The 10,853-nt window shown below is 71.3% G+C and carries 6 protein-coding genes; 2 read left to right on the top strand and 4 right to left on the bottom strand.

Annotated elements, in window-relative coordinates; translation table 11 throughout:
* The 4 genes from AB0L71_RS08780 to AB0L71_RS08765 all read right to left on the bottom strand — a co-directional run.
* On the bottom strand, nt 1–996 hold a 996-nt coding region (locus AB0L71_RS08780), incomplete at its 3' end, for a phosphopantetheine-binding protein (protein ID WP_365239768.1).
* Nucleotides 993–2,780, bottom strand: a complete 1,788-nt coding sequence (locus AB0L71_RS08775; RefSeq protein ID WP_365239765.1) for a carbamoyltransferase C-terminal domain-containing protein — start codon at nt 2,778–2,780, stop codon at nt 993–995. The genes AB0L71_RS08780 and AB0L71_RS08775, both read right to left, overlap by 4 nt.
* Nucleotides 2,781–2,798: 18 nt before the next feature.
* Nucleotides 2,799–4,718, bottom strand: a complete 1,920-nt coding sequence (locus AB0L71_RS08770; protein WP_365239762.1) for an amino acid adenylation domain-containing protein — start codon at nt 4,716–4,718, stop codon at nt 2,799–2,801.
* Nucleotides 4,715–6,031: an MFS transporter gene (locus AB0L71_RS08765; RefSeq protein WP_365239760.1), complete on the bottom strand. Its 1,317-nt coding sequence runs from the start codon at nt 6,029–6,031 to the stop codon at nt 4,715–4,717. Before AB0L71_RS08765 ends, AB0L71_RS08770 begins: the two co-directional genes overlap by 4 nt.
* Before the next feature lie 334 nt (nt 6,032–6,365).
* Here AB0L71_RS08765 and AB0L71_RS08760 point away from each other — a divergent pair, with 334 nt between their 5' ends.
* Together AB0L71_RS08760 and AB0L71_RS08755 are read left to right on the top strand one after the other, a co-directional pair.
* Nucleotides 6,366–9,191 (top strand): BTAD domain-containing putative transcriptional regulator, encoded by a 2,826-nt coding sequence (locus AB0L71_RS08760; protein WP_365239758.1) that lies wholly within the window; start codon nt 6,366–6,368, stop codon nt 9,189–9,191.
* Nucleotides 9,192–9,513: 322 nt separating this feature from the next.
* Nucleotides 9,514–10,815 carry a cytochrome P450 gene (locus AB0L71_RS08755; protein WP_365239755.1) on the top strand — a complete coding sequence of 434 codons (1,302 nt, stop codon included), beginning with the start codon at nt 9,514–9,516 and terminating at the stop codon, nt 10,813–10,815.
* The last annotated feature ends 38 nt before the right edge of the window (nt 10,816–10,853 follow it).

The following is a 10,853-nucleotide window of genomic DNA, read 5'->3' as shown; positions in this document are numbered from 1 at the left end:
AAACGGCACGTTGTACAACGCACCCCCACCCGACAACTCATCCAAAAACCACAACCGCTCCTGACCGAACGACACCACCCCACCACCCGAACCGGCGGAGATCTGGGGCAGGGACAGGTCGGCGGTGTGTCCGGAGCCGGTCGTCAGGCGGTCGACCGTGGCGGCCAGCGCGGCCAGGGTGGACTCGGTGTAGAAGTCGTCCGGGTGAACCCGGACGCCCCACTGCTCGGTGATCCGGGCCATCATGCGGGTGGCGTTCGTCGAGTCGCCCCCGAGGGCGAAGAAGTCGTCGTCCGGGCCGATCTCGTCGAAGCCGAGGAAGCCCGACCAGATTTCGGCGAGCAGTCGCTCGGTGTCGCTCTCCGTGCGGCGGGCGCTGCGGGCCGGGGCCAGCCGGACCAACTGTGGCCCGGAGGGCCGGCGCACGTCCTCCACGGTTCCGGGGAGCCGGTCGGCCAGCCCGGTGAGGAGCAGCTCGAAGGATCGCGCGTGGGCCGCGATGACGGGTTCGGTGTAGCTGTCGGCGTCGTAGACCCAGGTGGCGGTGGCGGGTTCGGCCGTGAGGTCGAGGTGTACCACGACGTCGGCGGCGTCGAGTGCCCCGGCGCCTGGCGCGAAGCTCTGCTCGTCCTCGGTCAGCAGCAGGGCGACGCCGGGGACGGGCAGGGTCCGGACGTCCTCGGGAAGCGGGGCCACGGGGTCCAGCTCCAGCAGCGTGGACAGGGGGCTGCCGGGAGTCACCGGCCGGACGTCCGGAGCCAGGGTCCGGTCGTCGCCGGGCAGGAAGAGGGCGGTTCCGGCCCGGTCGTGGGCGGCGAGCACACCGTGCAGGGCGGCAGCGGCGACCTGTGCGGGCGTTGCCGGGTCGTGCGTGGTCGCGGTGGTGAGATCCTGCCGGGCGGCCGGCATCTCGTGGGTCAGCGAGGCTCGTTCGTAGGTGGGGACGTCCTGGTCTGCCCGGCCGGGCGCCTGGACCGCGAAGTTGTGGCCGCTCATCGCCGCACTCCTTCGTCGGTACGCCGCCGGACGGAGAACTCGCCGATGACCAGTCGGTCGAGGTCGCCGCGGACAAAGGTCTCCAGTGCCGTCGCGGGATCACGCACGATCGGCTGGCCCCGCAGGTTGAAGGAGGTGTTGAGGAGCACCTCCACGCCAGTGATCCGTCCGAACTCCGTGATGACCGCGGCGAGTTCGGGGTTGTGCTCGGGCCGTAGCGCCTGAACCCGTGCGCTGCCGTCCACATGAGTGACGGCGCCGAGGTGGTGGCGGTGTTCGGTCCGGGTGGCGGTGGCGATCAGCATGTGGGCGTACTGGTCCTCCGTGCCGGGCTCGATCTCGAAGAACCGGGTCGCGGCGTCGTGCAGCACGACGGGGGCGAAGGGCCTGAAGTCCTCGCGTTGTTTGATCAGCATGTTGATCCGGTCGCGCATGCCGGCCTCGCGCGGGTCGGCGAGAATACTGCGGTGGCCGAGCGCCCGCGGCCCGAACTCCATGGCGCCCTGGAACCAGGCGACGACCTCCCCGTCCGCCAGTGCCCGCGCCGTCTCGGCGGCGAGGTCGGCCAGGTCGTCGTAGCAGGTCGCCTCGCAGTCCGGCCGCTCGTCGAGCGCGGACCGGATCTCGGCCCGGGTGTACGAACTGCCCCAGTACGGCATCGTGCTGCGTGCGACGGACGGCGACTGCGGCGAGGTCGCCGCGGCGTACATGGCCGCGCCCACGGCGGTCCCGTCGTCGCCGGCGCCGGGCGGGATGTGCACGGTGTCGAAGAGCCCGCTGCGCGATACGGCCCCGTTGGCGGTGCAGTTCAGCGCGACACCGCCGGCGAAGCTGAGGGTGCGCAGGCCGGTCTCGGCCTGGTAGTGGGCGAGGACGTGCAGCAGGCAGGCCTCGAGTTCCGCCTGTGCCGCGGCGGCGATGTCCATGTGCCGTTGCTCGATCGGGGTGCCCGGCTCGCGGGCCGGACCGAACCTTTCGGTCAGGACCCGCAGGGTGCCGCGCAGGCTCTCCTGTTCGACCAGGCCCCGGTTGCGGGCCAACAGGGGTATCGCGAACCGGCCGTTCGGGAGGCGTACCACCAGGTCGCCGAAGTCCTTGGCGTAGCGGGTCCGGTCTCCGAAAGAGGCCAGGCCCATCACCTTGTACTCGTCCAGCATCATGTCGAAGCCGAGGTAGAGGGTTACCGCGCCGTAGAAGGTGCCGAGCGAGTGCATGATGGGGATGGTGTGCAGGATCTCGATGTCGGATCCCTGCCCCACGGCGACGGTGAGGCTCTCGTTCTCCCCCATGCCGTCGGCCACCAGGATCAGCGACTCGGTGGCTCCGGACGGGTAGTAGGCGCTGGCCGCGTGGGCGAGGTGGTGGGGTACCGGGCGGAACCGCTCGGCCCAGTCGACTCCGGGGAAGTGCTCCTCCAGCAGGCGTATCTGCAGTTCGGGGTCGTAGACCTGCTCGAACTGCCGTACGCGGAAGTCGTTTCCGTCTCCTTCGGAGGCGGGCGGGCGCCGGTAGGCGAAGCCATGGGCGACCAGGTCCAGGTCCTGCGGTTTGACGTCGGCGGACCTCAGCGCTTCGTGGATCGCGGCGACCGGGAAGAGTCCGGTGGCCTTGAGCCCGTTGAACCGTTCCTCCGCGGCGGCGGCCCGCACCGTGCCGTTCACGAGCAGCGCGGCAGCCGAGTCCTGTCCCTGCAGGATGCGCAGTTCACGCTCGTCCAGCTCCGGCAGCTGGGCACGTTTGAACTCCGCACTGGTGTCAAAGCCGCTGATACCGAGAATCTTCACCGTGTGAGTCCTCCGACTTCATGACGCGAGTGGTTCCAAGGTCTGGGCGAGGGCCCGCAGCGAGCGGCGGTCGATCTTCCCGCTGGACATGCGCGGCAGTTCGGCGAGTACGGCGAACTGGGTCGGCACCCATGCCGAAGGGAGCCGTGCCGCCATGAAGGCCCTGATGTCCGAGACGTCGGGCGACGCCCCGGGCTGAAGCTCCAGGCAGCAGAGGAGGGCGAGGTCGTCGCCTTGTTGGACGACGACACCGGCGGCCCTCCGCACCCCGGGGCAGGACTCGGCGACCGCGTCCACCTCGGGCAGTTCCACCCGATGTCCGCGTACCTTCACCTGGTCGTCGGTCCGGCCGTGGATCCGCAGGGTGCCGTCCCGCTGCCAGGAGCAGATGTCGCCGGTCCGGTAGATCCGGCCGTGCACGGGGTGGTCGACGAAGGCCTGGGCGGTGAGGTCGTCCCGGCCGAGGTAGCCGAGGGCGAGCTGCCGCCCGCCGACGCAGAGTTCGCCGAGTTCTCCGACCGGGACGGGTTCCAGGTCCGGGCCGGTGAGCACATGGGCGGTCGTTCCGGGGAGCGGCGTGCCGATCGGCACCGCCGGGTCCGTTCCCGGCTCGACGCGATGCGTGGTGCACCAGATGGTGGCTTCGGTCGGCCCGTAGCAGTTCCAGAGCTGGGCGCCGGTGGAGGTGAGCCGGGCCGCGAGACCGGGCGCCAACGCCTCGCCCCCGCACAGCAGTACGGCGTGGGACCAGTCACCGCGCAGGCAGTCGACGAGCAGGCTCCACATGCTGGGGGTGGCCTGGATGACGTCCGCCCGCTGGTCGGTGAGCCACTGGATCGCGGCCGCCGGTTCCTTCCGCCGGACGTTGTCCACCATCAGCAGGACGCCATCGGTGACCAGGGGGTAGGCGAACTCCAGGAGGGAGATGTCGAACGTGGCGGCCGTCAGGTGGGCGACCCGGCGGCCGGCGCCCAGGATGCCGGTGAACGCGTCGACGCAGCCGGCCAGCGCCCCGTGGGAGACCCCCACCGCCTTGGGCTTGCCGGTGGACCCGGAGGTGCACAGGACGTAGGCCAGGTCGTCGGGGGCGCTGTGGTGCGAAGGCGTGTGGGGGCTGCCGGGCACCGGCCCGACGTGGGGCAGGGACCCGGCAAGGCGTCCGTCGGGGTCTCCCACGATGGCGCGCGCACCCGCGGCGGCGAGCTGCCCGGCCACCCGTTCGGCGGGGTGGCCGGTGTCGACGGGCATGAAGGCGGCGCCGGCGCCCCAGATGCCGAGGCAGGCGGCGATGAGCTGTCTGTCGCGTGGCAGGTCGACCGCCACCACGTCCGAGGGGCCGATGCCCGCCCGGCGCAGTCCTGTCGTGTAGTTGGCTGCGAGGAAGGCCAGTTCGGCGCAGCTCATGACCCCGTGGTCGTCGACCAGGCATTCCCCGTCGGGTTCTTCGGCCGTTCGGTCGGCGAACGCCTGGGCAACCGTCCGGCGGGGTGCCGGCAGGGTCGTCCCGCTGCCGGAGCCGATGACCGCGCGGTCCCGTTCCCCCCAGAGCGGCACCTGTCCCAGGGAGCTGGCCGAGGTCTCGTCCCAACGGTCCAGAAGTGCGGTGACCCGCCCCGTGACCAGATCGGCGTCCAGATGCCGAAGGTCCTCGGGGACGGTGACGGAGAATCCCTCCGGCCGCCCGGCGCGCAGCAGCAGGCCCGTGCGGCCGGACTGCCACCGGTCCCCGGGTGCGGTGTCCGTCGCCGGGAATCGTTCCGCCACCGCCCGTGCGGCAGCGTCCAGAGTGACCCGCCATGGCAGGACCAGCGGCTGAGCCGCTTCCCCGTCCGGGCCGATCGTGAAGCGCGGCAGTCGCTGCGCCCGGCTCATGACCAGTCCTGCGGCGGTCAGGAGGCGGAGCCGGTCACGCGGATGTCCGGTGGATGCCGTGTTCACCGTGCCTCCGGAAGGGCCGTCCGAGGGCGCGAGTCGGACTCCGCCGCCTCTTCCCCGGTCTCGACGGGTTCGGTCCGCCCGGGGGTGCCGGCCGCCCGCTTCCGGGCGGGAGCGGCCAGGTAGCAGGCCGCCAGGCAGAGCACCAGGGCCACGACCCCGAGAAGAACGCGGTAGTCGACTCGTGAGATGAGCAGGGCACCCGTCGCCATGGACAGCGTCTGCGGCATGGTGATCGCGAACTCGAAGGCGGCGAACACCCGGCCGAGGTGCGAGTCGGGGACCTGCCGTTGCAGGACGGTGGTGCTGGGGGTGGTCAGCGCGGGCAGCATCAGGCCCAGGAGGAACACGGCGAGCAGGACCACCGGGAGCAGCGGAACGATGAGGGTCAGGGTGGCCAGCGCGCAGATCACCAGGGCGACGGCGATGATGTTCTGTTCGCGGAACTTCCGCAGCAGCATGCCCACGGTGACGCCGCCGACCATGCAGCCCACTCCCTGAGCCACTCCGAGAAGGCCCAGGGCCGACGCGTCACGTCCCAGTCCCTTCGTGACCACTTCCATGCCGAGGACTTCGAAGAATCCGATGCCCAGTACGGCGATGGCGGTGGCGACCACGATCCTGCGCAGCAGCGGGTGCCCCAGGAGGAAGGCGACCCCACCGGACACCTCCTGCCACCAGGTGTTCTTCTCCGGCCGCTCCGCTCCGGATTCGGCCGGATCCGTCGGCCCGGGTTCCGTCGCGGCCGCCGGCGTCGTCGGCCGGACCAGCAGCACCGCGCCCGTGGCGAGCAGGAAGAGGCAGGTCACGCCTGCCGCGACGGTGGGGCCGCCGACCATGGCGAACACACCGACACCGAGGGCCGGTGCGAAGAGGCGCAGTACCCCGTGCAGGGACTGGTGGGCGCCGTTGACCAGCGGCAGGTGGTCGTCGGACACCAGCGAGGGCAGCAGGGCGGAGAGCGCCGGGGCGGCGAGAGCGCCACACAGCCCGTTGGCGAAGACGACGGCGTAGATCATCCAGATGTCGTCCGGGGAATCGACCAGGAGGAGGGCGGACGCCACCACGGCGAAGGAAAGATAGCTCACGGCGAGCAGGCGCCGTCTCGGAAAGCGGTCGGCGAGCACTCCGGTGACGGGAAGGGACAGACTGCCCAGTACGAAGGAGAACATCACCATGCCGGCAGCCGCGGTGCTCCCGGTCAGCGTTTTCACCCATACCGCCATCGCCAGCCACAGCGCGTAGTTGCCGAGGTTCACGAGCAGATCGCCCAGCAGGAAAAGGCAGACGTTCTTGTTCCTCAGTATCGCGGGCACGCCCGCTCCTTCCTCATGCGTCTGCGCTCCTGGAGTGCGAAGCGGCATCAGCCACGCGATCAGCTGTTCATGGCGCCGCACCTCGGCATCCCGGGTGCGGGACGGGTCGGGCAGCAAAAGATAGGAGCACCCGCTCCCCCGGGGCGTACGAGGGACGCACAACGCCCGTGCAACCTGCGGGAGTCGGCCAAGGGCCGGGAGACCATGCGGTCTTGTGCGGTGAATATGCGCTGGTTGTATGCCGGCTCATGGGCGCCCTCAGTACTGTCCGGCACCACAAGTCGGTTCAGGAACAGGGGCCTTCGGGCGCCACCCACCCCCCACGGGATGCGAAATGACAGTGGACATCTCTGTTCTGGGCGCCATCGCGACACGCATCGACGGACGGCCCGTCGACCTCGGCCATCCGCGTGGCCAGTCCGTGTTCGTCAGCCTGCTCACCGACGCCAACCGCCCGGTCCCGGTCGACGAACTCATCGAGCGGGTCTGGGGCCAACGGCCCCCCGAGAAGGCCAGGCCGACACTGTATGCCTACCTGTCCCGGCTGCGGGCGGCCCTCTCCCCGGCCGGCCGGGCGGCCCAGGTCGACCGGCAGACAGGCGGATACGTCCTCGCTCTCAACGAGGAGACCGCGGCCGCGGTCGACCTCCACCGCTTCCGGGAACTCACCGCGCGGGCGGCGCGGACCACGGACGACGGGAAGACCCTGGCCCTGCTGGACGAGGCGCTCGCCCTGTGGAAGGCCGACCCCTTCGGCACCCTCGACACACCGTGGATCGGCAGGCTGCGGGAGACCCTCGGCCGGATGCGGTTACTGGCCCAGCTGGACCGCAACGACCTGCTGCTCCGCCAGGGCAGGCACCGGGAGATCTCCGGCAGTCTGAGGTCCCTCGCCCAGGAGAGGCCGCTCGACGAACGGGTCATAGGGCAGCTCATGCTCGTGCTGTACCGCGAGGGACGCGTCGCACAGGCCCTGGACTGGTACGAGCGCACCAGGCAGCTCCTCGCCCGGGAGAAGGGCGTGGACGTCGGCTCCCGGCTCACCGACCTCCGGTTGCGGATACTCAGGGCCGACCCGGCCCTGGACACCCGGGCCGGACCTGCCACGGCGGCGGGCGCCCGGACCGCGCCCCCGGGCGAACCGGGCCGCAACACCCTTCCCACGTCGCCCGCTCTGCTGGTCGGCCGGGCCTCCGCGCTCACCGAACTGGACGCCTGGCGGTCGACGGCCCCGTCACCGGTCGTCGTCATCAGCGGTCTCGGCGGTGTGGGCAAGACCGCTCTGGCGCTGCACTGGGCCCACCACAACGTCGCCCGGTTCCCCGACGGGCAGCTCTACGTCAACCTCCAGGGCTTCAACCCGGTCGTCCCCGCCACCCAGCCGGAGACGGCGGTACGCGACCTGCTCACCGCCCTGGGCGTGCGGACGCGAGCGATCCCCGCCGGCGCCGCCGCACAATACGCCCTGTATCGCAGCCTCCTGGCCCGGAGGAGGATGCTGCTGGTCCTGGACAACGCGCGCGACGCGGAACAGGTGCGCCCCCTGCTGCCCGATTCGGCGACCTGCCACGTCATGATCACGAGCCGTAACCGGCTGGCGAGCCTGGTGGAGACCGAGGAGGCGCGTTCCCTCGCCCTGGACGTGCTCTCCACCGAGGCCGCACGTCAGTTCCTCACCGTCCGTCTCGGAGACCGCCGCACCTCGGCCGAGCCGGACGCCGTCAGCGCCATCGTCTCGGGATGCGGGAAGCTACCGCTCGCCCTGGCCATCGCCACCGCCCGCAGCATGTCCCGCCCGCATGTGCCGCTCTCCGTACTCGCGGACGATCTGCGCCCGGGAAGCACCCGGCTCAACGTGCTGGAGACCGGAGACCGGTACACGTCCCTGCGGGGTGTCTTCGACGCCTCGTACCACGCCCTGCCCCCGGACTCGGCCCGGATGCTGCGGCTGGTCGCCCTCGCCCCCGGACGCCACTTCACGCCGGCCGTCGCGGCGGCGCTGACCGGGCTGCCGCCCGCCCGTGCGGAGGCGCTGCTCTCGAACCTGGAGTCGGCCCATCTGGTGCACCGCACCTCACCCGGCCGCTACGCGTTGCACGACCTGGTCCGGCTCAACGCCGCCGAACGCTCCGCCGGTCATCAGTCCGTGCAGGAGCGCTCCGCGGCACTTCACGCACTGATCAGCCTTCAGATGAGGGCGGCGGCGGCCGCCCACGGGGTGCTGGATCCCCATGGGCCGTCGTCCGCCGCGCTCGCCGGCGTACCCGATGACGCCACCGCCCCGCCTGCGGACGTGGACCAGGCGCGGCGATGGTTCGAGAGCGAACGTCACGGACTTCCCCAAGTGATCCGTCTGGCAGGCGAGATGAACCTGCGCCTTGAGGCATGGCGGCTGGCGCGGGACATCCATCCCTTCCTCCGGCGCGGCGGTCATCTCCACGACCTGCTCGCCGTCAGCCGTGCGGGGCTGGAGGCCGCGATGGCCCTCGACCGTCCCGGTGCCGAGACTCTCCGGAGTCACGCACGCCACGATCTGGCCTCAGCCCTGCTGCTCGCCGACCAGCCGAGCGAGCAGGCCGTCGACCAGTTGTGCCGGGCCCTGACACAGGTCGAGGTGTCCGGGGATCTCTGCGGCCAGGCCCGCATCCGCCGGGAGCTGGCGACGGCCCAGCTGGCCGGCGGCCGTCGCTGCGAGGCTCTGGGCGAGGCCGTGCTGTCCCTGAAGCTGTTCGAGGCGGCCGGCGACGCGGCCGGCAAGGCCGGCGCCCTCACCGTGCTGAGCCGGTGCCTGGCCGGGCTGCGCCGCTACGAGCAGGCCGAGAACCGTGGCCGGGCGGCGCTGGAAGTCTTCCGTTCGGCAGGCCACCTCGACGGGGAGGCATCCGCGCTCCAGGTCCTCGGGCACATCGCCAACGGCGCCGGACGCCCTCTTGATGCCGTGGAGCACCACGGCGACGCCCTCGTGCTGTTCCGGCGACTCGGCGACGCACCGGGGGAGGCGGACGCGCTCAGCGGACTCGCGTCGGCACACGCGGCGCTCGGCCGGACCCGTCCGGCAGGTGACGCCTGGCGCCAGGCCCTGGCCCTCTACCGCGCGCAGCGCCGCGATGCCCGGACGCGGGAAACGGAGGAGCGACTGCGCGGGCTGACCCCCGAGTAGGGCGTCCACTGGGGGCGTCACCGACTTCGGAACCGACCGATGGATCGGAGCTCGGATCCATGCGCGCGGCCGATGCCCTGGACATAGGTGACATGTGTGAAACCATTGCATATAAGGCACTTCGTGCTGAGAGAGGCGAGAGGAGCACATCGTGATCACCAAGCTGCTCAGCAAGCTGTCCTTCACACGCCACTACGGCGCGTACGGCGAACACGACTGGACGTGACCGCGCGGCCGACGGGCGCCGTCGGCGCTCGCCGGCCCCCGGCCCCGCTGCCCGGCGATATCGGCCTGGACAGGTACGAGAGTCAGGGACGATCTCATGGGCCGAAGGAATAAGCCCCCGCGGTTGCCCGGAGGCAACTTCGCGGCCTGGAACCGAGACCGGCTGGCACTGGCGCGCCGTGGCGCCGACGAGTGCGGGGACGTCTGGCAGATGGAGCCGGGTGTCTACGTAACCGCCACGGCCGGGCTGTGCGAAGAAGTCCTGCACCGCGCACAGGACTTCGCCAAGGGACCCTCACCTCTCTTCCCGCCGTTGAAGCGGTCGGGCGGAGCACCGGCACCTGAAGAGCGGGCCCACGCTCACGCCGCCCGCATGCGCGGACTGCGCCCGCAGGCGGTTGCGGCCCGGATCGGCGAGATAGCGCCCGGGACCGCCCGATGTGTCGACCAGTGGCCCACGGGCCAGGACATCGAGATTCTGCCCCCGGTCCGGCACGCCCTGGAGGAGATCGGCGTGCGCTACCTCTTCTCCGAAGACGCTCCCACCCTGCTGCCCTTTGCCTCCCGGCTCTTCCTGGCCCGGGAGGTGCTCGTACGCCCCTCGCGCTGGGTATGGCCGCGCTGGGTCCCCACACCGGCACGGCGGTTCCGCACCCGGCAGCAAATCGCGTTCACCCACGCGTTGCGGCCCATCGTCCGTCGGCGCCGTTCATCGGGCCACCTCGGTGACGACGTGCTCGGGCAGATGCTCCGGCCCTCCTCCGGCTACGGTCTGCTGCCGGAAGAGGCCATTCTCGACAGTCTCCCCGGAATCACCGTCGCGACCTTCGAGACACCTTCCCGGGCAGCCGGATGGATCCTGCTCCACCTGGCCCGGTACCCCGAGGCAGCGGACCGCGTCGCGGCCGAAGCCGCCTTGCTGCCCGCGGACCCGGCCGCGACGACCAGCACCCACCTCGAGAGCCTGCACTACACCCGGGCAGTGGTACGCGAGGTGCTCCGGCTGCACCCCCCGAGCTGGCTACTGACCCGACACACTGCGCGACCGACTCGGCTCGCCGACTACACCATCGACGCCGGGTCCACCGTTCTCGTCTGCCCCTACACGGCCCACCGCGACGCCCGGGAGCACTCCGAGCCGGACCGGTTCCAGCCCGAGCGCTGGCTCGATGAATCGGGCTCGCCGGCGAAGCCCGGTGCCTTCCTCTCCTTCGGTACCGGGCCACATGGCTGTGAGGGAGCCGCTCTGGCCATGGCGATGCTGACGCTCCTGACTGCGCAGACCGCCCGCCGCCACCACGTGAGCGAACCGCCCGGGCCGGAACCCAGCTACCGGCTCACCACCTTCGGAGGTCTGGCAACCGACGGCTTGCGCCTGCGCGCCACCCTGCGCAGCTGAGGCAGTCCTGCTTTCAGTGACGGCCGCCCGGGCCGCGT

Source organism: Streptomyces sp. NPDC052052 (assembly GCF_040680455.1).
Taxonomy (GTDB): domain Bacteria; phylum Actinomycetota; class Actinomycetes; order Streptomycetales; family Streptomycetaceae; genus Streptomyces.
The sequence above is the reverse complement of the archived record's forward strand: the minus strand, read 5'-3'. Positions and strand labels throughout refer to the sequence as shown.